This is a genomic window from Streptococcus sp. SR1 (genome assembly GCF_000526075.1).
In the GTDB taxonomy this organism is placed as follows: Bacteria; Bacillota; Bacilli; order Lactobacillales; family Streptococcaceae; genus Streptococcus; species Streptococcus halitosis.
On sequence record NZ_JATR01000029.1, the window covers coordinates 16696 to 43093 of the forward strand.

The window sequence follows — 26398 nt, forward strand, 5'->3', positions numbered from 1 at the left end:
AGAACTATCATTTTGGTAGTTCTTTTTTTAAAAATTTGCTATCCTAGACATATGAGAAAAATCAAAATTGATGTGGTTGTAGTTCCCTTGAGTGGGCATCTCTTCCCAACACTGAATTTACTTGCCCCCTTGTTGAAGGATCCCTTGTATGAGATTCGATTATTTACAGGACCGCAACGAAAAGCTGTCGCAGAGGAGATGGGCTTCCGGGTGATTCCCATTTTAGAAAATTGTGTAGATGAGTTTGAGCGTGTAGCCAACAATGAAGGGCAGTTAAACCTTATTTCTGCTTATCGACAGTTGTCAGCTAGTCTTGATTTGATCAATGTGGTTTCAGATCAATTAGTGCAAGAGTGGCAGGAAAATCGACCTGATATTGTGATTGCGGACTTTATAACCCTCTCTGGAGGACTAGTGGCGGAACAGTTGGATATTCCTTGGATAACCACAATGGCGACACAGTTTGCCATTGAAACGACAGATGGACCGCCTTGTTTCTTTGGAGGAATGGGCAGTCCAAAAACATCTTTCCAATCTGCTCAGCAATGGTTAGGAAGAAAAGGAACTCGTTTAGGGAAACGAATCGTAAGCTTTTTATTGAGAGAACGATTGAAACGTTACAATTTTAAACTCTACAATCAGAAGAATCAGGAAACCATTTATTCACCCTATTCCATCTTGGGAATTGGGATGAAAGAGTTGGAGCTGAAAAGTGGTTTTCCAGAGCACTATCTTTGGGTGGGACCTTTTGGCTCTTCGATTGAGAGGGCAGAAAATTATCCCCTCGATTTGTCTCCTTATGCAGGTTATAAGAAGATCCTTGTATCCTGCGGCACTCAGCTAGCATGGGCCAAAGACAATCTCCTCTATCAGACACAACAATTGGCAGAAGTACATCCAGATTGCCACTTCTTTGTGACTCTGGGGTTTGGTGGACAAGACTTCCGATGTGAGGAGCTCATGGACAATGTTTCTGTGGTATCTTATCTTCCCTATAAGGAATACATTCCCCAGATGGACTATGTGATTCATCATGGCGGTGCGGGCATTTTTTACCAATGTATCATCTATGGCAAGCCTGCCTTGATTCTCCCCCATGACTATGATCAGTATGACTATGCGGTTCGTGGCTTAGAGGCAGGGATTGCCCTGACTGCTAAACGAGAGGATACAGAAGCGATTGGACGCGCTTTTGATGAGTTGTTGGATAGAGATGATTGGTCAGACTTGAACAAACTCAGTCGCGCAGCTCAAATCTATCAGCCAACAGAGATTCTGAAGAGCGAAATACATAGACTCTTAGGGGACAAGGAGAAGTAAAAAATGAAGAAAGTATTGGTAACAGGTGCTACGGGCTTTCTAGGTAAGTATGTTGTTGAAGAGCTCAGTCAGTCGGGCTATCAGGTACGCGCTTTTGGACGCAATCGCAAGATGGGTCAGTCTTTAGAAACTTCTACTGTGGCATTTTTTCAGGGAGATTTGACCAAACAAGAGGACTTAGCTCAGGCTTGTCAAGAGATGGACATGGTTGTGCATGCGGGTGCTCTTTCTACCGTTTGGGGACCTTGGGAGGACTTCTACCAGACAAATGTCTTGGGAACCAAGTATGTTCTGGATGCTTGTCGGGAGGCGGGGATTCAGCGTTTGGTTTATGTATCATCGCCGAGCATCTATGCTGCTCCTCGAGATCAGCTAGCTATCAAAGAAAGCGATGCGCCTCAGGAAAATAATCTGAACAACTACATTCGTAGTAAGCTGGCTTCGGAGAAGCTGTTTAAGGATTATCCCGATGTTCCGAGCATTATCTTACGACCTCGTGGGCTTTTTGGGATTGGGGATACCAGTATTTTGCCCCGAGTTCTCAAACTCAGTCAGAAGATTGGTATTCCCTTGATAGGGGACGGTCGTCAGCTCATGGATATGACCTGTGTGGAAAATGTCGCTCTGGCAATTCGCTTGGCTCTAGAGGCTCCTCAAGCTAGTGGCGAAGTCTATAATATTACCAATGGGGAACCAAGAGCCTTTAAGGATTTGATAGAAGAAACCCTGAGAGGACTGGGCTATCCGATAACATACAGAAAAGTGCCAGCTCCTCTTATTTCAGTTATTGCCAGTAGTTTAGAGTTTCTTTATCAGACCTTGAAACTTAAAGGTGAGCCGGCTCTGACACGCTATACCTATTATTTGCTGCGGTATAGCCAGACGCTGGACATCAGCAAGGCGGAGCTAGACTTGGGGTATCGCCCTCAAATCAGTATTTCGGAAGGGATTGAACAATATGTCCAAGATTATCGAAAGCATTGATTATTTCCCAGCAGGCTACTGTACTAGCTATACAGGTTTGCTATTCAAGGGAGTCAAGAATAAAAAGATGACCTTTCCAGCTGGTGTCTTTCTGATTAAACACAGAGACAAGGGCTATTTGCTATATGATACTGGCTATCACTATGATATTAAGACGAAGCTTCGCTATGGTTTTTATCGTCTAGGAACACCTGTTCAAATGACGGAAAAGGACCAGATTTCATATTTGCTAGAAGCGAAGGGAATCAAACCAGAAGAAATTAACTATGTCCTTCTATCACACCTACATCCAGATCATCTGGGAGGAGCTAGCTTCTTTCCTCATGCAACCTTTATCCTGACAAAAGAAGTGTATGAAGTTTATCAAAAACCCAAGTTGAAAGACCTGATTTTCAAGGAATTTCTACCAACTTCTTTTGAAAAAAATCTAACCATTATCAGAGCTGACCAGCAAGATTCAACCTTTCCCTATCGTCCGATTTGTGATCTTTTTGGAGATGGCAGTATCCTAGTTGCTTCTGTTGACGGGCATGCTAGGGGGCAAGCCTGTCTGTATCTTCCAGACTTTAACCTCCTCATTGCAGCAGATCTTTGTTGGGGAATTGACCTTTTGCCTTACACCAAACAGATGCATCTGATTCCTTCCTTGGTTCAAGATAACAAGGTGGACTATATCAAGGGGACAGAGTTTCTGGAGGAAGTCTTAAAGGACAGTATTGAGGTGCTTGTTAGTCATGACCCTGTAGAAAGGATAGAGTCAATCTTATATGAAAAAAATAACCTTTCTTAAAACCTTTATCCAAACTCGTTGGCTTCATAACTTCAAATCTCGAGAGGCTGTAGAGAGCTATCAGAAAAAGCAATTATCCAACTATATGGATTTTTTAAAGCGAGAGTCTCCCTACTTTAAAAATGGGGTGCCTAGCGACTTTGACCATATGGACAAAGCTTTTATGATGGAACATTTCAACGAACTCAACACCCAAGGAGTGGATCGTGAAGAAGCCTTATCCTTAGCTATTGAAAGTGAGAAAACCCGTGATTTCAGTGAACTTAAAGGCGAAGTAGCAGTCGGTCTGTCTTCAGGGACATCTGGACATCGGGGACTCTTTATCACAACAGAGAAAGAGCGAAGTATGTGGGCGGGAGCTATCTTGGCAAAGATGTTGCCCAAGGGTCAGCTTTTTGGACACCGCATCGCCTTTTTCCTGAGAGCCGATAATGAACTCTATCAGACCATCAATACGGCGCTCATTCGTCTAGAGTATTTTGATATTTTCAAACATACAGATGAGCATATAGAGCGTCTCAATAGCTACCAACCAACTATTGTGGTGGCGCCAGCCTCTATGTTGATTGAATTGAGCAAGCGCCTCAAGGATGGAGAGTTAGCTATTCACCCACAAAAAATCGTTTCGGTGGCGGAAATCTTGGAAGATAGTGATAGGGAACGCATCGCAGAGGCCTTTTCTCTGTCCATCATTGACCAAGTTTATCAGGCAACTGAAGGTTTCCTAGCCTGCACTTGCTCAGTTGGTAATCTGCATCTCAACGAAGACATTATCTTTGTGGAAAAGCGGTATCTGGATGACCGCCGTTTTTATCCAGTGATTACGGACTTTAAGCGAAGCAGTCAGCCTGTTTATCGCTACCAGCTCAATGATATCTTGGTTGAAAATCCGGAGCCTTGTCCCTGTGGCTCCTACTATACACGGATTGACAAGGTCGAAGGACGCTCTGACGATATCTTCTACTTTGAAGGGCAGGATGGGGGACAGGTAACGATCTATCCAGACTTTATCAGGCGTTGCATCCTCTTTGTGGAGAATGTAGGAGATTACCAAGTTAAGCAACATTCCGAGAAATTAGTGGAAGTTTGTCTAAGCCGACGAGATGAGGACGTAGAGACAGCTATTCTAGTTCAGTTTCATCTCTTGGCCCAGCAAAAAGAGTTCATAGTTCCTCAAATCCAATTTTCAGATTATCACTGGGATACTAGCCGTAAACTCAAACGTATCCAACGTTTATGAAAGGAAGAAAGACAATGACAGAAGTAAAAAGACATGTAGAAATCGCAGGTTATGGCATTTGCCTTCCAAAGCATACCGTCCAATTCAAAGACCAAACCCGTTATCGTGTAGTTGAAAATGAAGAAACGCAACTCGACTTGGCAGAAGGAGCTATCCACCGTGCACTTGAACATGCAAATTTGGATATTAAAGATATCGATTGCCTTGTATCAGCTAGTGCAGTTGGTGTTCAGCCTATTCCTTGTACGGCTGCCTTGATTCATGAGCGCGTGGCAAAAGGACTCTCAATTCCAGCAATGGACATCAATACGACCTGTACCAGCTTTATTTCTGCTCTATCGACTATGTCCCACTTGATTGAGGCGGGCGAATACGGTCGTGTCTTGATTGTATCCAGTGAGGTTGGTAGTTTAGGGCTCAATCCCAAGCAAAAAGAAAGTTTTGAACTCTTTAGTGATGGGGCGGCAGCCTTTATTTTCCAAAAAAGTCATCAGGAAAAAGGGGTCATTGCTAGTCTCCAACGTACTTGGTCGGAAGGAGCTCACGATACGGAGATTCGTGGAGGTCTGACTTCTTTTCAACCAAAAGAGTACTCTGAAGCGACTAAGACCAACTATATGTTTGACATGAAGGGGAAGAAAATCCTCCTCTTGTCTGCTCGCAAGATCCCAGTCATGTTTGAAGAGTTTCAAGAAAAAACACGGCTAGCCTTGGCAGACGTGGACTATATCATTCCTCACCAAGCAAGTCGTGCTCTTCCTCTGGTCATGGAAAAACTAGGTGTGGCCGAGGATCAGTACCTCAATCTCGTCACTGACTATGGAAATATGGTGTCAGTCTCTGTACCGTTTGGATTGGCTTATTCTTTAGATCATGGGCTGGTCAAGGAGGGAGATGTCATCTACCTTATGGGGACTGCAGCTGGTATGACGGTCAATATGTTGGCTCTAAAATTGTAACAATTATCTAAATACGGAACGGCTGGAACTTTAGAAAAGGTAAAAGGTTGCCATCTACCCCTGAACTGAGGTATACTAGTAGAAAGATTAGTTTATCAAGCGGTGAGGGAGAATGTTAGAAAAGGAAGGGGATGTATGACAACTAGAAAAATGCAGCTACTCATGTCCAAATATGGTTTTAGTATTACTATCATGTTGGCAGAGTTGTTTATCGTCTTTGGTTTATTTCTCTATCTAGGGCAGATGGCACCGATTATCTGGATTATCCTAGTCATTTTAGTGAGCTTAGCGACCATCGTATCGATTGTCAATCGGTCTATGAATCCTGAGAGTAAGGTGACATGGCTGTTAGTAGCCTTTGTGCCAGTATTTGGTCCCTTGCTCTATATCATGTTTGGAGAACGCCGTTTATCTAAAAAAGAATTGAAGCAACTAAAGCAGCTCCAATCAATGGTTGATAGAGAGGACAATAGCAGAGCTCTCCGTTTGGAGTTAAAAGAACAAGACAAGTCGGCTTACGGAGTTATCAAATCTCTCCTCAGCATGGACACGAATGCAGATGTCTATAATCAAACGGATACCCAATTTTTTGCATCTGGTAAAAGCATGTGGCATCAGATGCTAGAGGATCTCAAGAAAGCAGAGAAGTTTATCTTTCTCGAATACTATATCATCGAAGAAGGTTTGATGTGGAATAGTATTTTGGAGATTTTGGAAGAAAAGGCGGCTCAAGGGGTAGAAGTGAAGCTCCTCTATGATGATATTGGTTGTATGGCAACCTTACCTGGAGATTACACCATCCAGCTTCGTGGTCGAGGGATTGAAGCTCATAAATTTAACAAGGTGATTCCACGTTTGACTGTTGCCTATAACAACCGTGACCACCGTAAAATCATGATTATCGATGGTCAAATTGCCTATACAGGTGGTGCCAATCTGGCCGATGAGTATATCAACCATATCGAACGCTTTGGTTACTGGAAGGATAGCGGTATTCGCCTGGATGGATCGGCGGTTAAGGCTTTTACTAGACTCTTTTTGTCAACCTGGTATATCAACCGTGGGGAAATTAGCGACTTTGACCAATACCATCTCGAAAATCAACCCAAAGATGGGATGGGGCTCTGTATTCCCTATAGTAGTGGACCAAAACCCATCTACCGAGCCCAGGTTGGAAAAACGGTCTATCAAAACCTTATCAATCAATCCACAGACTATGTTTATATCACGACTCCCTATCTGATCGCTGACTATGATCTAACTGAAAGTATCAAAAATGCGGCTCTGAGAGGGGTAGATGTGCGAATTGTGACTCCTTGTATCCCAGATAAGAAGGTTATTCAGTTAGTTACTCGGGGAGCCTATCCAGATTTGTTATCTGCAGGAGTTCGTATTTATGAGTACAGCCCGGGCTTCCTTCATAGCAAGCAAATGCTTGTTGATGGAGAGGCAGCTACTGTGGGGACGATTAATTTTGACTATCGGAGTTTGCTTCATCACTATGAAAATGCCGTCTTGCTTTATAGAACGCAGTCCATCATCGATATTGAAAGGGACTTTGAAGAGATTTTTAAAGTTTCTCAAGAAATTTATCCCCACACCATCAAAACAAGCTGGTATCAAAGCCTGATCAAGGAAATTGTCCAGTTGTTTGCGCCTATGCTTTAACTATCCATCAAGATCTAGCCCAAGGCTGGATCTTATTTTTTTCTTCTTACGAATAGATAAGTAAAGGAGAGAACCATGCTTAATCTAGAAGATGATGATTTTATCAGAGAGTATAGAAATAGTCGATTTCACCGTTTTCGTGAAATCGAACGCTTTGCGATTTTGGATAAGAAATTCAGCAAATATCAATCCCAAGCTGACATTCCTGTAAGATTTTGATATACTAAAACAGATAAACTTAGAGGAGAAATTGAATGAACGTATACGGGAAAATAGATGAGAAACAAGAAGAATCTCATTACCAAGACTGGTCAGTACCAGAAAAACGAGAAGGAGCTCCCATTCCCTTTTTTAGTATTTTGCTTTGGAGTTTAGTGGCCACAGCCATTTCGGTTGCCCTGCCTATTATTTTTGGTGTAGTCAGTCCGCAACAAACTCAGGATCTCTATACCGGTTGGGCCTTGCATCAAAACGGTCAAATGTATACAGATTACTTTGGAACGAATGGATTGCTCTATTACTTGCTAACCTATCTTTCTCTAGGAAGTATTCTGCTTGCTTTGGTTGAGTGGTTGGCCTTGTTTGGAGCAGGAGTTTTTCTTTTTAAGGCTGCGGATACTCTTGCCGGCCAAGAAAAGGAAGCGAAGCGAGTTGTCTTTATTTTATACTTGCTTGTAGCAGGCCTCGCTTTTGGTGGTGGTTATGCTCTCTTGCTAGCCCTACCTTTCCTATTTTATTCATTGAGTATCGTTACAAATTATCTAGCTTTTCCAAAGGATGACAAAGGATTTGTACGAGTGGGGATGAGCCTTGCTCTCGCTTTCTTCCTTGCGCCAATCCCAACAGCCTTATTTGCAGCTACACTAGCCTTGGGCATCATCGGCTTTAACTTAGGAAAAGGTCACTTTGTTCATGGTTTATATCAATTTTTTGCGTCAGCCTTAGGGTTCTCACTCTTATTCTATCCTTTAGGGTACTATACAGTATTAACAGGTAGTTTTGGGGATGCCATTAGCCAGACCTTGTATCCGGTAAATACTCTTAGCCTCTTTTCAAATGCACATTTGCTTGAAAATGCAGCCTTCTATGGCTTACTTGCCATTGGGCTAGGTTCCCTTACTTTGCTCTTTTCTGGTTTATTCCAGTCAAAACCAGCTAAGCAGTATTCCCTATCAATTGCTGCTAGTTTGGGCTTATTGCTTTCTTTGGGGCTCTTGATTTTCTCAAAAGAACCTGTCAACGGTACTCATCTCGTTGCTCTTCTTCCTTTCTTGACTTTGCTCCTTCTGACAGGGATCAAAGAGAATGTTTCTGATGGAGGCAGTCGTCGTAGAAGAAGACGTGAGAACAAAGCCTCTTTCCTCAAAGGAAATTTCTATCTACCACTGATTGCCCTTGCCTACCTTATTGTTCTTCCTATCGTGAGTCGCTACCTTTCTCACCCAGTGACTTATCAGGAGAGAGAACGTCTTGCTGGCGTGGTCAAACAACAAACGAGTTCTGAGGATCGTGTCTATGCTTGGGATGATCGTCCTGATTTCTACCGTGCAAGTGAACGCTTGGCGCCGACTTCTCTATCAACTCCAACACTCTATACTGCAAGCGATGAAAATAAAACCAAACTGATGAATGACCTGAAAGAAAATCAACCGAAGATGATTGTGGTCAATCAAAAAGTTGCCTTGTGGTCAGATGTAGAGAGCTGGCTCAGTGAAAACTATGAGCTTGTTCAGACAGATACTAGCGAGTTTAAACTTTATAAATCAAAATAACAAAAATCAATATCTTGTGTAATTTTAAAAATTTTAGGATTTTTGACACAAGATATTGATTTTTATTTTTAGAGTGGTATAATACTGAATATAAACTATTCAACAACATTTTAGAAAAGAGCATGGATATGATTGTATTAGAAGAAAAGCTTGCAACCGTTCCCACCTTGTTCGTTGAAAAACGAGATGGTAGACGTGTGGTGTTTGATGTAGACAAGATTGACAAGGCTCTCCACAAGGCGGCGGAAAAGGTTATGGACGTTACGCCTCTAGTAGAAAAACGCCTAAATGGTCTAGTTGAAAGAATCGTGACTGAAATTCACAGCCGCTTCCCTCAAGGTGTCAAGATTTACGAAATTCAAAATGTCGTAGAACATGAACTCCTTGAAGCCAAAGAGTATGGGCTGGCTGAGGAGTATATCACTTATCGGACTCAAAGGGATTTTGAGCGCTCAAAAGCGACAGATATCAACTTTAGTATCCATAAACTTCTCAATAAAGATCAGGCAGTTGTCAATGAAAATGCCAATAAAGACAGTGATGTCTTTAATACCCAGCGTGATTTGACAGCAGGGATTGTTGGGAAATCAATCGGACTGCAAATGCTTCCTAAGCACGTAGCCAATGCTCATCAAAAAGGGGATATCCACTATCATGACTTGGACTACAGCCCCTACACTCCGATGACCAACTGCTGTTTGATTGATTTTAAAGGCATGTTGGAAAATGGTTTTAAGATTGGAAATGCAGAGGTAGAGAGTCCCAAGTCTATCCAGACTGCGACAGCTCAGATTTCACAAATCATTGCTAACGTTGCTTCTAGCCAGTACGGGGGCTGCTCAGCTGACCGTATCGATGAAGTATTGGCGCCATATGCAGAGAAGAATTATCAAAAACACCTCAAGGATGCGGAAGAGTGGGTCTTGCCCGAAAAACGGGAAGATTACGCTTGGAAAAAAACCCAAAAAGACATCTACGATGCCATGCAATCTCTTGAGTATGAAATCAACACTCTCTTCACTTCAAATGGACAAACACCTTTTACTTCACTAGGTTTTGGTCTAGGAACTAGTCGTTTTGAACGGGAAATTCAAAAAGCTATCTTGACCATCCGAATCAAGGGACTTGGTTCAGAACACCGTACAGCTATCTTCCCTAAACTCATCTTTACATTGAAAAGAGGACTCAACTTAGAGGAAGGTTCACCTAACTACGACATCAAACAGTTGGCCCTCGAGTGTGCAACCAAGCGGATGTACCCAGATGTCTTGTCCTACGATAAGATTATTGAGTTGACAGGCTCCTTCAAGGTTCCTATGGGCTGCCGTTCTTTCCTTCAAGGCTGGAAAGATGAAAATGGTGTTGAGGTCAATTCAGGCCGTATGAATCTAGGTGTTGTGACAGTCAATCTGCCTCGTATCGCCCTCGAGTCTGAAGGAGATCTGAATAAGTTCTGGGAAATCTTCAATGAGCGGATGAATATCGCGGAAGATGCCTTGGTTTACCGTGTGGAAAGAACCAAGGAAGCAACACCAGCGAATGCCCCTATCCTCTATCAGTACGGAGCCTTCGGTCGCCGTCTCGGAAAAGAAGAAAGTGTTGACCAACTCTTTAAGAATCGCCGTGCGACAGTTTCGCTGGGCTACATCGGTTTGTACGAAGTGGCTACTGTCTTCTTTGGCAACAGCTGGGAAAGCAATCCTGAAGCCAAGGAATTCACTCTGGATATCATTCGCGATATGAAACGTCGTGTGGAAGAGTGGTCTGACCAATATGGTTACCATTTCTCTATCTACTCCACACCGTCTGAAAGTCTGACAGACCGCTTCTGTCGCTTGGATACAGAGAAGTTCGGCTCTATTCCTGATATTACAGACAAGGAATACTACACCAACTCGTTCCACTATGATGTCCGTAAAAATCCAACACCGTTTGAAAAACTGGATTTTGAAAAAGTTTATCCAGAAGCAGGTGCGTCAGGTGGTTTCATCCACTATTGTGAGTATCCAGTTCTTCAACAAAATCCTAAGGCCCTGGAAGCTGTCTGGGACTATGCCTATGACCGTGTCGGCTATCTAGGAACCAATACTCCGATTGATCGTTGCTACAAGTGCGACTTTGAAGGGGATTTTGAACCAACTGAGAGAGGATTTGCTTGTCCCAACTGTGGCAATAGCGACCCTAAAACAGTAGATGTGGTCAAACGTACGTGTGGTTATCTGGGCAATCCTCAAGCACGCCCGATGGTTAACGGACGCCACAAGGAAATCGCTGCGCGTGTCAAACACATGAATGGCTCTACTATCAAAACAGCTGGACATGAAGTAACAAATTAGAAGGAAACGGAATGGGGAAATACCAATTAGACGATAAGGGACGCGCACAAGTGACCCGTTATCACGAGAAACACTCTAAAGGTGGGACAGGTAAAAAAGAACGCTTGCTCAACCTCAGAGAACAGTTTTTAAACAAGAACAAGAAAAAATAAAAGTGAGAGTCCGCTCTCGCTTTTCTCTTAGCGGGAGGTAAGGATGGAATTACGTAGACCAAGATTAGCAGATAAAGAAACAGTTTTAGAGATGATGGCAGAGTTTGAACAGACTCAATCAGCCCACGATGGCGGATTTTGGGATGCTGAGAATTTTGTTTATGAAGAGTGGCTAGAAGAAAATCTTCAAGCGGAAGCGGGACTCAATATTCCTGAAAACTGGGTTCCTGCTATCCAGCTGGTTAGTTTTGACGTAGCAGGCCAGGCTCTTGGCTTTCTCAACCTTCGTCTCCGATTAAATGACTACTTACTAGAAAATGGGGGCCATATTGGCTACTCCATTCGTCCATCTGAAAGAGGTAAGGGTTATGCCAAAGAATCCCTCCGACAAGGTCTACAAGTTGCCAAGGAGAAGAACATAAAAAAAGCACTTGTGACCTGTAGTACGGAAAATCCTGCTAGTAGGGCGGTGATTGTGGCAAATGGTGGGGTGTTTGAGGATGTTCGCAATAGTGTAGAACGTTACTGGATAGATTTGGAGTAAAAGGATGACATGGAATACACCAAAACCAGGTGAATGGAAAAGTGAGGAACTTAGTAAAGGGCGTATCATTGATTATAAGGCCTTTAACTTTGTCGATGGAGAAGGTGTGCGAAACTCTCTCTATGTATCAGGTTGCATGTTTCACTGCGAGGGGTGCTATAATGTTGCGACTTGGTCTTTCAATGCAGGGATTCCTTATACGGCAGAATTAGAAGAACAAATCATGGAAGACCTTGCCCAACCCTATGTTCAAGGATTGACCCTGCTGGGAGGAGAACCTTTTCTTAATACAGGTATCCTCTTACCTCTCGTTAAGCGCATTCGAAAGGAATTGCCAGACAAAGACATCTGGTCCTGGACGGGCTACACGTGGGAAGAAATGATGCTGGAGACTCCAGACAAATTGGAACTCTTGTCGCTGATTGACATCCTTGTCGATGGACGGTATGATAAAAGCAAGCGCAATCTCATGCTCCAGTTTCGAGGTTCGTCCAATCAACGGATTATTGATGTGCAAAAATCCCTCAAAAGAGGGCAAGTGGTGATTTGGGACAAGCTTAATGACGGAAAAGAAAGCTATGAACAGGTGAAGAGAGAATGAAGAAAAAAGACCTGATAGAACAACTGGTTTCAGAGATCGAAACGGGAGGAATTAGGACGCTGGGAATATACGGTCATGGAGCTTCAGGCAAGTCATCCTTCGCTCAGGAATTATATCAAGCCCTAGATTCTACTAGAGTAAATTTGCTAGAAACAGATCCCTATATCACTTCAGAACGTCACCTGGTAGTGCCAAAGCAAGCGCCAGATCAAAAGGTGACAGCTTGTCTGCCAGTGGCGCATGAACTGGCAAGTTTGCAGAGAGATATTCTCGCCTTGCAGGCAGGTATGGATATCTTAACAATCGATGAACCTTGGAAGGCTAGCGAGATCTTATCTGGAGCCAAACCGATTCTGATTGTTGAAGGGATGTCTGTGGGTTTTCTAACCAAGGAACTCTTTGACAAAACCATCTGTTTCTACACGGATGAAGAAACAGAATTAAAGAGGCGCCTATCTCGAGATACGATTATGAGAAATCGAGATGCTTCCTTTGTGTTAGCTAGCCATCAGATGAGACGGGAGCAGTATCTGCAATACTACAGAGAAACCGAGTCTAAAGCAGATATCTTAGTGGATCAATCAGAAGATAAATTCAAAGTCAAAATGACTCGTATTATATAGAAGAAAAGATTGGTTTTAATAGTCGTAAATTAGTAATTGTATGAAGATGAAATAGGAAAACAGTTTCATCCCCAAAAAACGAAAAAAAGCTCACAAATCCCTTGCAATCGCAGGGGCTTTGTGTTATTCTATTATGGTGCTGTAAATTACAGCCTTAGCTTTGATGCAAGAGGTTGCGACACGCTCGGTTGCATTGCCACGCAACGCGCGTCGGTTTTCTTGTGGAGCTAGCCTATTATCTTAAATAGACGAAAAGGAGAAAAAGATGGCAAACAAAAAAATCCGTATCCGTTTGAAAGCTTACGAACACCGTACGCTTGACACAGCGGCTGCTAAAATCGTAGAATCAGCTACTCGTACAGGTGCACAAGTTGCGGGTCCAATCCCACTTCCAACTGAACGTAGCCTCTACACAATCATTCGTGCGACTCACAAATACAAAGACTCTCGCGAACAATTCGAAATGCGTACACACAAACGTTTGATCGATATCGTTAACCCAACTCAAAAAACAGTTGATGCGTTGATGAAATTGGATCTTCCAAGTGGTGTAAACGTAGAAATCAAACTTTAATCCAAAGTTTGAAACCTTGAGCATGAAAAACGCTCGTTAAAAACTTTTTGAATAAAAAATATAGAAAAGGAACTATTTTCTCATGACAAAAGGAATCTTAGGGGAAAAAGTGGGAATGACTCAAATCTTCACTGAAGCTGGCGAATTGATCCCTGTAACAGTTATTGAAGCAACTCCAAACGTTGTTCTTCAAGTTAAAACTGTAGAAACAGACGGATATAACGCTATCCAAGTTGGTTTCGATGACAAACGCGAAGTATTGAGCAACAAACCTGCTAAAGGACATGTAGCGAAAGCTAACACGGCTCCTAAGCGCTTCATTCGTGAATTCAAAAACGTTGAAGGCTTGGAAGTTGGTGCTGAAATCACAGTTGAAACATTCGCAGCTGGAGACGTTGTTGATGTAACTGGTACTTCTAAAGGTAAAGGTTTCCAAGGTGTTATCAAACGCCACGGACAATCACGTGGACCAATGGCTCACGGTTCTCGTTACCACCGTCGTCCAGGTTCTATGGGACCTGTTGCGCCTAACCGCGTATTCAAAGGTAAAAACCTTGCAGGACGTATGGGTGGCGACCGCGTAACAATTCAAAACCTTGAAGTTGTACAAGTTGTTCCAGAAAAGAACGTTATCCTTATCAAAGGTAACGTACCAGGTGCTAAGAAATCTCTTATCACTATCAAATCAGCAGTTAAAGCTGGTAAATAATAAAGAAAGGGGAAATCAGTCACAATGGCAAACGTAACATTATTTGACCAAACTGGTAAAGAAGCTGGCCAAGTTGTTCTTAACGATGCAGTATTTGGTATCGAACCAAATGAATCAGTTGTGTTTGATGTAATCATCAGCCAACGCGCAAGCCTTCGTCAAGGAACACACGCTGTTAAAAACCGCTCTGCAGTATCAGGTGGTGGACGCAAACCATGGCGTCAAAAAGGAACTGGACGTGCTCGTCAAGGTTCTATTCGCTCACCACAATGGCGTGGTGGTGGTGTTGTCTTCGGACCAACTCCACGTTCATACGGCTACAAACTTCCACAAAAAGTTCGTCGCCTAGCTCTTAAATCAGTTTACTCTGAAAAAGTTGCTGAAAACAAATTCGTAGCTGTAGACGCTCTTTCATTTACAGCTCCAAAAACTGCTGAATTTGCAAAAGTTCTTGCAGCATTGAGCATCGATTCAAAAGTTCTTGTTATCCTTGAAGAAGGAAATGAATTCGCAGCTCTTTCAGCTCGTAACCTTCCAAATGTGAAAGTTGCAACTGCTACAACTGCAAGTGTTCTTGACATCGCAAATAGCGACAAACTTCTTGTCACACAAGCAGCTATCTCTAAAATCGAGGAGGTTCTTGCATAATGAATTTGTATGATGTTATCAAAAAACCTGTCATCACTGAAAGCTCAATGGCTCAACTTGAAGCAGGAAAATATGTATTTGAAGTTGACACTCGTGCACACAAACTTTTGATTAAGCAAGCTGTTGAAGCTGCTTTCGAAGGTGTTAAAGTTGCCAATGTTAACACAATCAACGTAAAACCAAAAGCAAAACGTGTTGGACGTTACACTGGTTTTACTAACAAAACTAAAAAAGCTATCATCACACTTACAGCTGATTCAAAAGCAATCGAGTTGTTTGCTGCTGAAGCTGAATAATCTAAGGAGGAAATATCGTGGGAATTCGTGTTTATAAACCAACAACAAACGGTCGCCGTAATATGACTTCTTTGGATTTCACTGAAATCACAACAAGCACTCCTGAAAAAACATTGCTTGTTGCTTTGAAGAGCAAGGCTGGTCGTAACAACAACGGTCGTATCACTGTTCGTCACCAAGGTGGTGGACACAAACGTTTCTACCGTTTGGTTGACTTCAAACGTAACAAAGACAACGTTGAAGCAGTTGTTAAAACTATCGAGTACGATCCAAACCGTTCTGCAAACATCGCTCTTGTACACTACACTGACGGTGTGAAAGCATACATTATCGCTCCAAAAGGTCTTGAAGTAGGTCAACGTATCGTTTCAGGTCCAGAAGCAGATATCAAAGTCGGAAACGCTCTTCCACTTGCTAACATCCCAGTTGGTACTTTGATCCACAACATCGAGTTGAAACCAGGTCGTGGTGGAGAATTAGTTCGTGCAGCTGGAGCTTCTGCTCAAGTATTGGGTCAAGAAGGTAAGTACGTTCTTGTTCGTCTTCAATCTGGCGAAGTTCGTATGATTCTTGGAACTTGTCGTGCTACAGTTGGTGTTGTCGGTAACGAACAACATGGACTTGTGAACCTTGGTAAAGCAGGACGTAGCCGTTGGAAAGGTATCCGCCCAACAGTTCGTGGTTCTGTAATGAACCCTAACGATCACCCACACGGTGGTGGTGAAGGTAAAGCACCAGTTGGTCGTAAAGCGCCATCTACTCCATGGGGCAAACCTGCTCTTGGTCTTAAAACTCGTAACAAGAAAGCGAAATCTGACAAACTTATCGTTCGTCGTCGCAACGAGAAATAATAGTAAACTAGTCGCCTAAGCAACTAGGAAATCCGCCAGCTCGGTAGCGCTCTATGTGAGCGCAAGCCGCTGTGGTACAACATTTAAAGGAGAAAATATAAAATGGGACGCAGTCTTAAAAAAGGACCTTTCGTCGATGAGCATTTGATGAAAAAAGTTGAAGCTCAAGCTAACGACGAAAAGAAAAAAGTTATCAAAACTTGGTCACGTCGTTCAACGATCTTCCCAAGTTTCATTGGTTACACTATCGCAGTTTATGACGGACGTAAACACGTACCTGTTTACATCCAAGAAGACATGGTAGGTCACAAACTTGGTGAATTTGCACCAACTCGTACTTACAAAGGTCACGCTGCAGACGACAAGAAAACACGTAGAAAATAAGGAGAACATAAATGGCAGAAATTACTTCAGCTAAAGCAATGGCTCGTACAGTACGTGTTTCACCTCGTAAATCACGTCTTGTTCTTGACAACATCCGTGGTAAAAGCGTAGCCGATGCTATTGCAATCTTGACATTCACTCCAAACAAAGCTGCTGAAATCATCTTGAAAGTTTTGAACTCAGCTGTAGCTAACGCTGAAAACAACTTTGGTTTGGACAAAGCTAACTTGGTAGTATCTGAAGCATTCGCAAACGAAGGACCAACTATGAAACGTTTCCGTCCACGTGCGAAAGGTTCAGCTTCACCAATCAACAAACGTACAGCTCACATCACTGTGGCTGTTGCAGAAAAATAAGGAGGTAACATCGTGGGTCAAAAAGTACATCCAATTGGTATGCGTGTCGGCATCATCCGTGATTGGGATGCCAAATGGTATGCTGAAAAAGAATACGCGGATTACCTTCATGAAGATCTTGCAATCCGTAAATTCGTTCAAAAAGAACTTGCTGACGCAGCAGTTTCAACTATCGAAATTGAACGCGCAGTAAACAAAGTTAACGTTTCACTTCACACTGCTAAACCAGGTATGGTTATCGGTAAAGGTGGTGCTAACGTTGATGCACTCCGTGCAAAACTTAACAAATTGACTGGAAAACAAGTACACATCAACATCATCGAAATCAAACAACCTGATTTGGATGCTCACCTTGTAGGTGAAGGAATTGCTCGTCAATTGGAGCAACGTGTCGCTTTCCGTCGTGCACAAAAACAAGCAATCCAACGTGCAATGCGTGCTGGAGCTAAAGGAATCAAAACTCAAGTATCAGGTCGTTTGAACGGTGCAGATATCGCCCGTGCTGAAGGATACTCAGAAGGAACTGTTCCACTCCACACACTTCGTGCAGATATCGATTACGCTTGGGAAGAAGCAGATACTACATACGGTAAACTTGGTGTTAAAGTATGGATCTACCGTGGTGAAGTTCTTCCAGCTCGTAAAAACACTAAAGGAGGTAAATAACCAATGTTAGTACCTAAACGTGTTAAACACCGTCGTGAATTCCGTGGAAAAATGCGCGGTGAAGCAAAAGGTGGAAAAGAAGTAGCATTCGGTGAATACGGTCTTCAAGCTACAACTAGCCACTGGATCACTAACCGCCAAATCGAAGCTGCTCGTATCGCCATGACTCGTTACATGAAACGTGGTGGTAAAGTTTGGATTAAAATCTTCCCACACAAATCATACACTGCTAAAGCTATCGGTGTGCGTATGGGATCTGGTAAAGGGGCACCTGAAGGTTGGGTAGCACCAGTTAAACGTGGTAAAGTGATGTTCGAAATCGCTGGTGTATCTGAAGAGATTGCACGTGAAGCGCTTCGTCTTGCTAGCCACAAATTGCCAGTTAAAACTAAATTCGTAAAACGTGAAGCAGAATAAGGAGAAGGCATGAAACTTAATGAAGTAAAAGAATTTGTTAAAGAACTTCGTGGTCTTTCTCAAGAAGAACTCGCGAAGCGCGAAAACGAATTGAAAAAAGAATTGTTTGAACTTCGTTTCCAAGCTGCTACTGGTCAATTGGAACAAACAGCTCGCTTGAAAGAAGTTAAAAAACAAATCGCTCGTATCAAAACAGTTCAATCTGAAGCGAAATAATAGACTAGGGAAGGAGAAATTTCAATGGAACGCAATAATCGTAAAGTTCTTGTTGGACGTGTTGTATCTGACAAAATGGACAAGACAATCACAGTTGTAGTTGAAACAAAACGTAACCACCCAGTCTATGGTAAACGTATTAACTACTCTAAAAAATACAAAGCACATGATGAAAACAATGTTGCCAAAGAAGGCGATATCGTACGTATCATGGAAACTCGCCCGCTTTCAGCTACAAAACGTTTCCGTCTTGTAGAAGTTGTTGAAGAAGCGGTTATCATCTAATCAAGCCTGAAAGGAGAAAACTGAAATGATTCAAACAGAAACTCGTTTGAAAGTCGCAGACAACAGCGGTGCACGCGAAATCTTGACTATCAAAGTTCTTGGTGGTTCTAAACGTAAATTTGCGAACATCGGTGATGTCATTGTGGCATCTGTAAAACAAGCTACTCCTGGTGGTGCGGTTAAAAAAGGTGACGTTGTAAAAGCTGTTATCGTTCGTACTAAATCAGGTGCTCGTCGCGCTGATGGTTCATACATCAAGTTTGACGAAAATGCAGCTGTTATCATCCGTGATGACAAAACTCCTCGCGGAACACGTATCTTTGGCCCAGTTGCACGTGAATTGCGTGAAGGTGGCTTCATGAAGATCGTGTCACTTGCTCCAGAAGTACTTTAATTTTTAGAAACAAACTAGTCCCCTAGCTTCAAGCTAGGGTGCCCTTGTGGGCGTAAGAAAAATTAAGGAGAAACCTAATGTTTGTAAAAAAAGGCGACAAAGTTCGCGTAATCGCTGGTAAAGATAAGGGAACAGAAGCTGTTGTCCTTACTGCCCTTCCAAAAGTAAACAAAGTTATCGTTGAAGGTGTTAACATCGTTAAGAAACACCAACGTCCAACTAACGAGCTTCCTCAAGGTGGTATCATCGAGAAAGAAGCAGCTATCCACGTATCAAACGTTCAAGTATTGGACAAAAATGGTGTAGCTGGTCGTGTTGGTTACAAATTTGTAGACGGTAAAAAAGTTCGCTACAACAAAAAATCAGGCGAAGTGCTTGATTAATCACGAAGGAAAGGAGAAGTATAATGGCAAATCGTTTAAAAGAAAAATATCTTAATGAAGTAGTTCCTGCTTTGACAGAACAATTCAACTACTCATCAGTGATGGCTGTGCCTAAAGTAGATAAGATCGTTTTGAACATGGGTGTTGGTGAAGCTGTATCAAACGCTAAAAGCCTTGAAAAAGCTGCTGAAGAATTGGCGCTTATCTCAGGTCAAAAACCACTTATCACTAAAGCTAAAAAATCAATCGCCGGCTTCCGTCTTCGTGAAGGTGTAGCGATCGGTGCAAAAGTTACCCTTCGTGGGGAACGTATGTACGAATTCTTGGATAAATTGGTTTCAGTTTCACTTCCACGTGTGCGTGACTTCCACGGTGTTCCAACAAAATCATTTGATGGACGCGGAAACTACACTCTTGGTGTGAAAGAACAATTGATCTTCCCAGAAATCAACTTTGATGACGTTGACAAAACTCGTGGTCTTGACATCGTTATCGTAACAACTGCTAACACTGACGAAGAGTCACGTGCATTGCTTACAGGCCTTGGAATGCCTTTTGCAAAATAATATAGGAGGTAAATCTAATGGCTAAAAAATCAATGATTGCTAAGAACAAACGTCCAGCGAAGTTCTCTACTCAAGCTTATACTCGTTGTGAAAAATGTGGTCGTCCACATTCAGTTTACCGCAAATTTAAACTTTGCCGTGTTTGCTTCCGTGAATTAGCTTACAAAGGACAAATTCCTGGTGTAACAAAAGCATCTTGGTAATATCATGATACAAAGAGCGTAACAACCACAGCAAAAATAGGAAATTTGGTGAGGGAGCGATGCTCCAAAACAAATTTATCTTTTTTGCACAGGTTGTAGCTCGTGTTCAAATAAGAGTTCTCTCATTTGAATGTGTCAATACTATCTGAGCCCAGCTCAATCATTAACTAGCAAGTGCAACTTGCAAACTACTAGTAAGAGGAGAAAAACAAAATGGTTATGACTGACCCAATCGCAGACTTCCTAACTCGTATTCGTAACGCTAACCAAGCGAAACACGAAGTACTTGAAGTACCTGCATCAAACATCAAAAAAGGGATTGCTGAAATCCTTAAACGCGAAGGTTTTGTAAAAAACGTTGAAATCATCGAAGATGACAAACAAGGCATCATCCGTGTATTCCTTAAATACGGACCAAACGGTGAAAAAGTTATCACTAACTTGAAACGTGTTTCTAAACCAGGACTTCGTGTCTACAAAAAACGTGAAGATCTTCCAAAAGTACTTAACGGACTTGGAATTGCTATCCTTTCAACTTCTGAAGGTTTGCTTACTGATAAAGAAGCTCGCCAAAAGAACGTTGGTGGGGAAGTTATCGCTTACGTTTGGTAATATTTAGCTCCCAATTTCTTTGTGACTCTTCGTTATTGTCTCTTGCCTAACCCAAAGTTATGCCTGCGAGACGATGCCTAGATTCACTTTGAAATTGAAACCTAAATGTTCCTTTAAATCGAGAAATCGATTTAACCCCGTGAAAACTGGCCGTCAAGGCCTGACAATTTAACAGGAGAAAATAAACATGTCACGTATTGGTAATAAAGTTATCGTGTTGCCTGCTGGTGTTGAAGTCACTAACAATGACAACGTAGTAACTGTAAAAGGACCTAAAGGAGAACTTACTCGTAAGTTCTCAAAAGATATTGAAATTCGCGTGGAAGGTAATGAAGTAACTCTTCACCGTCCAAACGATTCAAAAGAAATGAAAACTATCCACGGAACTACTCGTGCCCTTTTGAACAACATGGTAATTGGTGTATCAGAAGGATTCAAGAAAGAACTTGAAATGCGTGGGGTTGGTTACCGTGCACAACTTCAAGGATCAAAACTTGTTTTGGCTGTTGGTAAATCTCATCCAGATGAAGTTGAAGCTCCAGAAGGGATTACTTTTGAACTTCCAAACCCAACAACAATTGTTGTTAGCGGAATTTCAAAAGAAGTGGTTGGGCAAACAGCTGCTTACGTACGTAGCCTTCGTTCACCAGAACCTTACAAAGGTAAAGGTATTCGTTACGTTGGAGAGTACGTTCGTCTTAAAGAAGGTAAAACAGGTAAATAATGTTGAGTGGTTGATTTTCAACCACCAACCTATTTTCCAACTTTGTGCATAGCACGCGATTTAAAACTAAAGAGGTGAAAACTGTGATTTCTAAACCAGATAAAAACAAACTCCGTCAAAAACGCCACCGTCGCGTTCGCGGAAAACTCTCTGGAACTGCTGATCGCCCACGTTTGAACGTATTCCGTTCTAATACAGGCATCTACGCTCAAGTGATTGATGACGTAGCGGGTGTAACGCTCGCAAGTGCTTCAACTCTTGACAAAGAAGTTTCAAAAGGAACTAAAACTGAACAAGCCGTTGCTGTCGGTAAACTCGTTGCAGAACGTGCAAACGCTAAAGGTATTTCAGAAGTGGTGTTCGACCGCGGTGGATATCTATATCACGGACGTGTGAAAGCTTTGGCTGATGCAGCTCGTGAAAACGGATTGAAATTCTAATAGGAGGACACTAGAAAATGGCATTTAAAGACAATGCAGTTGAATTAGAAGAACGCGTAGTTGCTGTCAACCGTGTTACAAAAGTTGTTAAAGGTGGACGTCGTCTTCGTTTCGCAGCTCTTGTTGTTGTCGGTGACCACAACGGTCGTGTAGGATTTGGTACTGGTAAAGCTCAAGAAGTTCCAGAAGCAATCCGCAAAGCAGTAGAAGATGCTAAGAAAAACTTGATTGAAGTTCCTATGGTTGGAACAACAATCCCACACGAAGTTCTTTCAGAATTCGGTGGAGCTAAAGTATTGTTGAAACCTGCTGTAGAAGGTTCTGGAGTTGCCGCTGGTGGTGCAGTTCGTGCCGTTGTGGAATTGGCAGGTGTGGCAGATATTACATCTAAATCACTTGGTTCTAACACTCCAATCAACATTGTTCGCGCAACTGTTGAAGGTTTGAAACAATTGAAACGCGCTGAAGAAGTTGCTGCCCTTCGTGGTATTTCAGTTTCTGATTTGGCATAAGAAAGGGGATAAAATGGCTCAAATTAAAATTACTTTGACTAAGTCTCCAATCGGACGCATTCCATCACAACGTAAAACTGTTGTAGCACTTGGACTTGGCAAATTGAACAGCTCTGTTATTAAAGAAGACAATGCTGCTATCCGTGGTATGATCACTGCAGTATCTCACTTGGTAACAGTTGAAGAAGTAAACTAATGATTTTTAGGGGATGTGGCAATACTCATCCCCTAAAACTAGATATAGTCATCTAAGATGACGATGTATAGGCGAGTTGATAAGGGAGACAACCTTTTCTCTCTTATCGGCGCTAGCATTTTACAAAAGAGGAGAAAATAATAATGAAACTTCATGAATTGAAACCTGCAGAAGGTTCTCGTAAAGTACGTAACCGTGTTGGTCGTGGTACTTCATCAGGTAACGGTAAAACATCTGGTCGCGGTCAAAAAGGTCAAAAAGCTCGTAGCGGTGGCGGAGTTCGCCTTGGTTTTGAGGGTGGACAAACTCCATTGTTCCGTCGTCTTCCAAAACGTGGATTCACTAACATCAACGCTAAAGAATACGCAATTGTAAACCTTGACCAATTGAACGTCTTTGAAGATGGTGCTGAAGTGACTCCAGTTGTGCTTATCGAAGCAGGAATTGTGAAAGCTGAAAAATCAGGCGTTAAAATTCTTGGTAACGGTGAATTGACTAAGAAATTGACTGTTAAAGCAGCTAAATTCTCTAAATCAGCTGAGGAAGCTATCACTGCTAAAGGTGGTTCTGTAGAAGTCATCTAAGAGAGGTGACCCATGTTTTTTAAATTATTAAAAGAAGCTCTCAAGGTTAAACAAGTTCGATCAAAAATTCTCTTTACAATTTTTATCATTCTTGTTTTCCGTATTGGGACAAGTATTACTGTTCCAGGGGTGAATGCAAAAAGTTTAGAAGCTCTCAGTGGTTTATCTTTCTTAAACATGCTTAGTCTTGTTTCAGGGAATGCCATGAAGAACTTCTCCGTTTTTGCACTTGGTGTAAGTCCGTACATCACTGCTTCTATCGTTGTTCAATTGCTACAAATGGATATTTTACCGAAGTTTGTAGAATGGGGCAAACAAGGGGAAGTAGGACGGAGAAAACTAAACCAGGCTACTCGTTATATTGCACTGGTGCTTGCATTTGTTCAATCTATCGGGATTACAGCAGGGTTTAATACTCTATCTGGAGCGAAATTATTAACGACAGATTTAACTCCACAAGTCTTTGTTACCATTGGGATCATCCTAACAGCAGGTAGTATGATAGTAACTTGGCTTGGGGAGCAAATTACAGATAAAGGATATGGTAATGGTGTTTCCATGATCATCTTTGCAGGTATTGTCGCTTCAATTCCTGAGATGATTAAGGGTATCTATGTTGACTACTTTGTCAATATCCCAAGTAGCCGATTGACTTCATCTATTATCTTTGTTGTTATTTTGATTATCGCTGTCTTGTTGATTGTTTACTTTACAACATATGTTCAACAGGCAGAATATAAAATCCCAATCCAATATACAAAAGTTGCTCAAGGAGCCCCATCAAGTTCATACCTCCCTTTGAAGGTAAACCCAGCAGGGGTTATCCCAGTTATCTTTGCAAGTTCCATTACAGCAGCACCTGCAGCTATCCTTCAATTTTTGAGTGCTACAGGTCATGATTGGGCTTGGGTACGTACAGCACAGGAAATGTTATCTACAACATCTCCAACAGGTGTTGCTATGTATGCCTTGTTGATCATTCTCTTTACATTCTTCTATACATTTGTACAGATCAATCCAGAGAAGGCAGCAGAAAACTTGCAAAAGAGTGGAGCCTACATTCATGGGGTCCGTCCTGGTAAAGGGACAGAAGAATACATGTCGAAACTTCTTCGTCGTCTTGCGACTGTCGGCTCTCTCTTCTTAGGTGTTATTTCTATCTTACCTATCGTAGCTAAAGATGTATTTGGCCTTTCAGAAGTTGTTGCTTTTGGGGGAACAAGTCTACTAATCATTATCTCGACAGGTATTGAAGGAATTAAACAATTGGAAGGGTATCTATTGAAACGTAAGTATGTTGGTTTCTTAGACACAACAGAATAGTTGTAATAGGAAATAAAATTGACTATTGCTCAGAGAGTGGAGTGTAAAAATCGAAGACTTTGTCAGATTTTTATCTCCTCTCTTCTATTTTGTTTTTAAATAGGGGTTGAAATAGATTTCTGCTTCTATTTAAATACAAAATAAGGAGATCCTATCATGAATCTTTTGATTATGGGCTTACCTGGAGCAGGTAAGGGAACGCAAGCAGCTAAAATTGTGGAGAAATTCCATGTTGCACATATTTCAACAGGTGATATGTTCCGTGCTGCAATGGCTAATGAAACTGAAATGGGTGTACTTGCAAAGTCATACATTGACAAAGGTGAGTTGGTCCCAGACGAAGTTACAAATGGTATTGTTAAAGAACGCCTTTCACAGGACGATATCAAAGAAACAGGTTTCTTGTTAGATGGTTACCCACGTACGATTGAACAAGCTCATGCCTTGGATGAAACATTGGCTGAACTTGGTATTGAACTTGAAGGAGTAATCAACATCGAAGTGAATCCAGACTGTCTCTTGGAACGCTTGAGTGGCCGTATCATTCACCGTAAAACAGGTGAAACTTTCCACAAAGTTTTCAATCCACCAGTTGACTACAAAGAAGAGGATTACTACCAACGCGAAGATGATAAACCTGAGACAGTGAAGCGTCGTTTGGATGTCAATATTGCACAAGGTGAACCAATCATTGCTCACTATCGTGCTAAAGGTTTAGTTCATGATATCGAAGGAAATCAAGATATCAATGATGTGTTCAAAGACATCGAAAAAGTATTGACAAATTTGAAATAAAGCGTTTTTCATACTTGCAAAAAATCGCGACAAATGTTATACTGAGATAGTCTGACTTATAATTGTTGCCTCTGTGTCTTGAGGCATCGAATCGAAATTTATGGAGGTGCTTTTGCGTGGCAAAAGACGATGTGATTGAAGTTGAAGGCAAAGTAGTCGATACAATGCCGAACGCAATGTTTACGGTTGAACTTGAAAATGGACATCAGATTTTAGCAACAGTTTCTGGTAAAATTCGTAAAAACTATATTCGTATTTTAGCGGGAGATCGTGTTACTGTCGAGATGAGTCCATATGACTTGACACGTGGACGTATCACTTACCGCTTTAAATAATCGAAAAACTTGGAGGGATAAGAAATGAAAGTAAGACCATCGGTCAAACCAATTTGCGAATACTGTAAAGTAATTCGTCGTAATGGTCGTGTTATGGTAATTTGCCCAGCAAATCCAAAACACAAACAACGTCAAGGATAAGATAGAAAGGAGAAAACATGGCTCGTATTGCTGGAGTTGACATTCCAAATGACAAACGCGTAGTAATCTCATTGACTTACGTTTATGGTATCGGACTTTCAACATCTAAGAAAATTTTGGCTGCTGCTGGAATCTCAGAAGATGTTCGTGTACGTGACCTTACATCAGATCAAGAAGATGCTATCCGTCGTGAAGTGGATGCAATCAAAGTTGAAGGTGACCTTCGTCGTGAAGTAAACTTGAACATTAAACGTTTGATGGAAATCGGTTCATACCGTGGTATTCGTCACCGTCGTGGACTTCCTGTCCGTGGACAAAACACTAAAAATAACGCTCGCACTCGTAAAGGTAAAGCTGTTGCGATTGCTGGTAAGAAAAAATAATATAGGAGGTAAAAGTCTTGGCTAAACCAACACGTAAACGTCGTGTGAAAAAGAATATCGAATCTGGTATTGCTCATATTCACGCTACATTTAATAACACTATTGTTATGATTACTGATGTGCATGGTAATGCAATTGCTTGGTCATCAGCTGGTGCTCTTGGTTTCAAAGGTTCTCGTAAATCTACACCATTCGCTGCTCAAATGGCTTCTGAAGCTGCTGCTAAATCTGCACAAGAACACGGTCTTAAATCAGTTGAAGTTACTGTAAAAGGTCCAGGTTCTGGTCGTGAGTCAGCTATTCGTGCGCTTGCTGCCGCTGGTCTTGAAGTAACAGCAATTCGTGATGTGACTCCAGTGCCACACAATGGTGCTCGTCCTCCAAAACGTCGCCGTGTATAATCATCGCATTACACT

The 26398-nt window shown here is 42.0% G+C and carries 40 protein-coding genes; all 40 read left to right on the plus strand.

The features are described 5' to 3' along the window. Positions 1-51: 51 nt before the first annotated feature. The 40 genes from HMPREF1518_RS10160 to rpsK all read left to right on the plus strand — a co-directional run bounded on the left by HMPREF1518_RS10160 (position 52) and on the right by rpsK (position 26383). Positions 52-1320 carry a glycosyltransferase gene (locus HMPREF1518_RS10160; RefSeq protein ID WP_025170437.1) on the plus strand — a complete coding sequence of 423 codons (1269 nt, stop codon included), beginning with the start codon at positions 52-54 and terminating at the stop codon, positions 1318-1320. Between the two features lie 3 nt (positions 1321-1323). Further along, positions 1324-2304, plus strand: coding sequence for an NAD-dependent epimerase/dehydratase family protein (locus HMPREF1518_RS10165; RefSeq protein WP_000757309.1), 981 nt, complete (start codon positions 1324-1326; stop codon positions 2302-2304). Then, positions 2279-3094, plus strand: coding sequence for an MBL fold metallo-hydrolase (locus HMPREF1518_RS10170; protein ID WP_000034628.1), 816 nt, complete (start codon positions 2279-2281; stop codon positions 3092-3094). Before HMPREF1518_RS10165 ends, HMPREF1518_RS10170 begins: the two co-directional genes overlap by 26 nt. Further along, positions 3072-4334 carry a F390 synthetase-related protein gene (locus HMPREF1518_RS10175; protein ID WP_000724372.1) on the plus strand — a complete coding sequence of 421 codons (1263 nt, stop codon included), beginning with the start codon at positions 3072-3074 and terminating at the stop codon, positions 4332-4334. The genes HMPREF1518_RS10170 and HMPREF1518_RS10175 overlap by 23 nt, the downstream gene beginning before the upstream one ends. Positions 4335-4348: 14 nt before the next feature. Next, a complete protein-coding gene (locus HMPREF1518_RS10180; RefSeq protein ID WP_033585841.1) occupies positions 4349-5293 on the plus strand; it encodes a 3-oxoacyl-[acyl-carrier-protein] synthase III C-terminal domain-containing protein in 945 nt (314 codons plus the stop codon). A 135-nt stretch (positions 5294-5428) separates the two neighbouring features. Next, positions 5429-6961: a cardiolipin synthase gene (cls, locus tag HMPREF1518_RS10185; RefSeq protein ID WP_033585842.1), complete on the plus strand. Its 1533-nt coding sequence runs from the start codon at positions 5429-5431 to the stop codon at positions 6959-6961. 75 nt (positions 6962-7036) lie between these two features. After that, entirely contained in the window at positions 7037-7180 is a 144-nt protein-coding gene (locus HMPREF1518_RS10950; protein ID WP_000933182.1) for a hypothetical protein, read from the plus strand. A 35-nt stretch (positions 7181-7215) separates the two neighbouring features. Then, positions 7216-8733, plus strand: coding sequence for a hypothetical protein (locus tag HMPREF1518_RS10190; RefSeq protein WP_033585843.1), 1518 nt, complete (start codon positions 7216-7218; stop codon positions 8731-8733). A 128-nt stretch (positions 8734-8861) separates the two neighbouring features. Next, complete coding sequence (gene nrdD, locus HMPREF1518_RS10195; protein ID WP_033585844.1) at positions 8862-11069, plus strand: anaerobic ribonucleoside-triphosphate reductase; 2208 nt, start codon at positions 8862-8864, stop codon at positions 11067-11069. A gap of 11 nt (positions 11070-11080) precedes the next feature. Then, positions 11081-11221: a hypothetical protein gene (locus tag HMPREF1518_RS10200; protein WP_000521625.1), complete on the plus strand. Its 141-nt coding sequence runs from the start codon at positions 11081-11083 to the stop codon at positions 11219-11221. Positions 11222-11264: 43 nt separating this feature from the next. Beyond that, positions 11265-11765: a GNAT family N-acetyltransferase gene (locus tag HMPREF1518_RS10205; protein ID WP_033585845.1), complete on the plus strand. Its 501-nt coding sequence runs from the start codon at positions 11265-11267 to the stop codon at positions 11763-11765. Between the two features lie 4 nt (positions 11766-11769). Continuing rightward, positions 11770-12366 (plus strand): anaerobic ribonucleoside-triphosphate reductase activating protein, encoded by a 597-nt coding sequence (nrdG, locus tag HMPREF1518_RS10210; RefSeq protein WP_033585846.1) that lies wholly within the window; start codon positions 11770-11772, stop codon positions 12364-12366. After that, a complete protein-coding gene (locus HMPREF1518_RS10215; protein ID WP_033585847.1) occupies positions 12363-12989 on the plus strand; it encodes a uridine kinase family protein in 627 nt (208 codons plus the stop codon). Before nrdG ends, HMPREF1518_RS10215 begins: the two co-directional genes overlap by 4 nt. Positions 12990-13254: 265 nt before the next feature. Then, complete coding sequence (rpsJ, locus tag HMPREF1518_RS10220; protein ID WP_001284513.1) at positions 13255-13563, plus strand: 30S ribosomal protein S10; 309 nt, start codon at positions 13255-13257, stop codon at positions 13561-13563. An 82-nt stretch (positions 13564-13645) separates the two neighbouring features. Then, the gene (gene rplC / locus HMPREF1518_RS10225) at positions 13646-14272 is read left to right on the plus strand and encodes a 50S ribosomal protein L3 (protein ID WP_033585848.1); all 627 of its coding nucleotides are present in this window, start codon (positions 13646-13648) and stop codon (positions 14270-14272) included. A 24-nt stretch (positions 14273-14296) separates the two neighbouring features. Then, positions 14297-14920 (plus strand): 50S ribosomal protein L4, encoded by a 624-nt coding sequence (gene rplD / locus HMPREF1518_RS10230; RefSeq protein ID WP_000024537.1) that lies wholly within the window; start codon positions 14297-14299, stop codon positions 14918-14920. After that, positions 14920-15216, plus strand: coding sequence for a 50S ribosomal protein L23 (locus tag HMPREF1518_RS10235; RefSeq protein WP_001055347.1), 297 nt, complete (start codon positions 14920-14922; stop codon positions 15214-15216). The genes rplD and HMPREF1518_RS10235 overlap by 1 nt, the downstream gene beginning before the upstream one ends. 17 nt (positions 15217-15233) lie before the next feature. After that, positions 15234-16067, plus strand: a complete 834-nt coding sequence (gene rplB / locus HMPREF1518_RS10240; RefSeq protein ID WP_033585849.1) for a 50S ribosomal protein L2 — start codon at positions 15234-15236, stop codon at positions 16065-16067. A gap of 102 nt (positions 16068-16169) precedes the next feature. Beyond that, complete coding sequence (rpsS, locus tag HMPREF1518_RS10245) at positions 16170-16451, plus strand: 30S ribosomal protein S19 (RefSeq protein ID WP_000533766.1); 282 nt, start codon at positions 16170-16172, stop codon at positions 16449-16451. 11 nt (positions 16452-16462) lie between these two features. Then, positions 16463-16807, plus strand: coding sequence for a 50S ribosomal protein L22 (gene rplV / locus HMPREF1518_RS10250; RefSeq protein ID WP_000818137.1), 345 nt, complete (start codon positions 16463-16465; stop codon positions 16805-16807). 12 nt (positions 16808-16819) lie between these two features. Next, positions 16820-17473, plus strand: a complete 654-nt coding sequence (gene rpsC / locus HMPREF1518_RS10255; RefSeq protein ID WP_000529936.1) for a 30S ribosomal protein S3 — start codon at positions 16820-16822, stop codon at positions 17471-17473. A 3-nt stretch (positions 17474-17476) separates the two neighbouring features. Further along, positions 17477-17890 carry a 50S ribosomal protein L16 gene (gene rplP, locus HMPREF1518_RS10260; protein ID WP_000960947.1) on the plus strand — a complete coding sequence of 138 codons (414 nt, stop codon included), beginning with the start codon at positions 17477-17479 and terminating at the stop codon, positions 17888-17890. Between the two features lie 9 nt (positions 17891-17899). Beyond that, positions 17900-18106, plus strand: a complete 207-nt coding sequence (gene rpmC / locus HMPREF1518_RS10265) for a 50S ribosomal protein L29 (protein ID WP_000772918.1) — start codon at positions 17900-17902, stop codon at positions 18104-18106. 24 nt (positions 18107-18130) lie between these two features. Beyond that, complete coding sequence (gene rpsQ, locus HMPREF1518_RS10270; protein WP_000440801.1) at positions 18131-18391, plus strand: 30S ribosomal protein S17; 261 nt, start codon at positions 18131-18133, stop codon at positions 18389-18391. Positions 18392-18416: 25 nt separating this feature from the next. After that, entirely contained in the window at positions 18417-18785 is a 369-nt protein-coding gene (gene rplN, locus HMPREF1518_RS10275) for a 50S ribosomal protein L14 (RefSeq protein WP_000616547.1), read from the plus strand. Between the two features lie 77 nt (positions 18786-18862). Next, the gene (gene rplX / locus HMPREF1518_RS10280) at positions 18863-19168 is read left to right on the plus strand and encodes a 50S ribosomal protein L24 (protein ID WP_000497691.1); all 306 of its coding nucleotides are present in this window, start codon (positions 18863-18865) and stop codon (positions 19166-19168) included. Between the two features lie 23 nt (positions 19169-19191). Further along, positions 19192-19734 carry a 50S ribosomal protein L5 gene (gene rplE / locus HMPREF1518_RS10285; RefSeq protein ID WP_000013542.1) on the plus strand — a complete coding sequence of 181 codons (543 nt, stop codon included), beginning with the start codon at positions 19192-19194 and terminating at the stop codon, positions 19732-19734. 17 nt (positions 19735-19751) lie between these two features. Further along, positions 19752-19937, plus strand: a complete 186-nt coding sequence (locus HMPREF1518_RS10290) for a type Z 30S ribosomal protein S14 (protein ID WP_001085697.1) — start codon at positions 19752-19754, stop codon at positions 19935-19937. Positions 19938-20150: 213 nt separating this feature from the next. Beyond that, the gene (gene rpsH, locus HMPREF1518_RS10295) at positions 20151-20549 is read left to right on the plus strand and encodes a 30S ribosomal protein S8 (protein ID WP_000245504.1); all 399 of its coding nucleotides are present in this window, start codon (positions 20151-20153) and stop codon (positions 20547-20549) included. A gap of 187 nt (positions 20550-20736) precedes the next feature. Further along, positions 20737-21273: a 50S ribosomal protein L6 gene (rplF, locus tag HMPREF1518_RS10300; RefSeq protein WP_033585850.1), complete on the plus strand. Its 537-nt coding sequence runs from the start codon at positions 20737-20739 to the stop codon at positions 21271-21273. A gap of 83 nt (positions 21274-21356) precedes the next feature. Further along, complete coding sequence (gene rplR / locus HMPREF1518_RS10305; protein ID WP_000624044.1) at positions 21357-21713, plus strand: 50S ribosomal protein L18; 357 nt, start codon at positions 21357-21359, stop codon at positions 21711-21713. 17 nt (positions 21714-21730) lie between these two features. Beyond that, entirely contained in the window at positions 21731-22225 is a 495-nt protein-coding gene (gene rpsE / locus HMPREF1518_RS10310; RefSeq protein ID WP_000874204.1) for a 30S ribosomal protein S5, read from the plus strand. Between the two features lie 13 nt (positions 22226-22238). Beyond that, entirely contained in the window at positions 22239-22421 is a 183-nt protein-coding gene (gene rpmD / locus HMPREF1518_RS10315) for a 50S ribosomal protein L30 (RefSeq protein ID WP_000057241.1), read from the plus strand. Positions 22422-22564: 143 nt separating this feature from the next. Continuing rightward, complete coding sequence (rplO, locus tag HMPREF1518_RS10320; RefSeq protein WP_000766089.1) at positions 22565-23005, plus strand: 50S ribosomal protein L15; 441 nt, start codon at positions 22565-22567, stop codon at positions 23003-23005. 12 nt (positions 23006-23017) lie between these two features. Then, positions 23018-24328 (plus strand): preprotein translocase subunit SecY, encoded by a 1311-nt coding sequence (gene secY, locus HMPREF1518_RS10325; RefSeq protein WP_000465390.1) that lies wholly within the window; start codon positions 23018-23020, stop codon positions 24326-24328. A 156-nt stretch (positions 24329-24484) separates the two neighbouring features. Continuing rightward, on the plus strand, positions 24485-25123 hold the full coding sequence (locus HMPREF1518_RS10330) for an adenylate kinase (protein ID WP_001050425.1): 639 nt from the start codon (positions 24485-24487) through the stop codon (positions 25121-25123). 116 nt (positions 25124-25239) lie between these two features. Next, positions 25240-25458, plus strand: a complete 219-nt coding sequence (infA, locus tag HMPREF1518_RS10335; RefSeq protein WP_001029883.1) for a translation initiation factor IF-1 — start codon at positions 25240-25242, stop codon at positions 25456-25458. Between the two features lie 24 nt (positions 25459-25482). Next, positions 25483-25599 (plus strand): 50S ribosomal protein L36, encoded by a 117-nt coding sequence (rpmJ, locus tag HMPREF1518_RS10340; protein ID WP_001808836.1) that lies wholly within the window; start codon positions 25483-25485, stop codon positions 25597-25599. 17 nt (positions 25600-25616) lie between these two features. Beyond that, positions 25617-25982: a 30S ribosomal protein S13 gene (gene rpsM / locus HMPREF1518_RS10345; protein WP_000090786.1), complete on the plus strand. Its 366-nt coding sequence runs from the start codon at positions 25617-25619 to the stop codon at positions 25980-25982. A 17-nt stretch (positions 25983-25999) separates the two neighbouring features. Continuing rightward, the gene (gene rpsK / locus HMPREF1518_RS10350) at positions 26000-26383 is read left to right on the plus strand and encodes a 30S ribosomal protein S11 (protein WP_001118385.1); all 384 of its coding nucleotides are present in this window, start codon (positions 26000-26002) and stop codon (positions 26381-26383) included. The last annotated feature ends 15 nt before the right edge of the window (positions 26384-26398 follow it).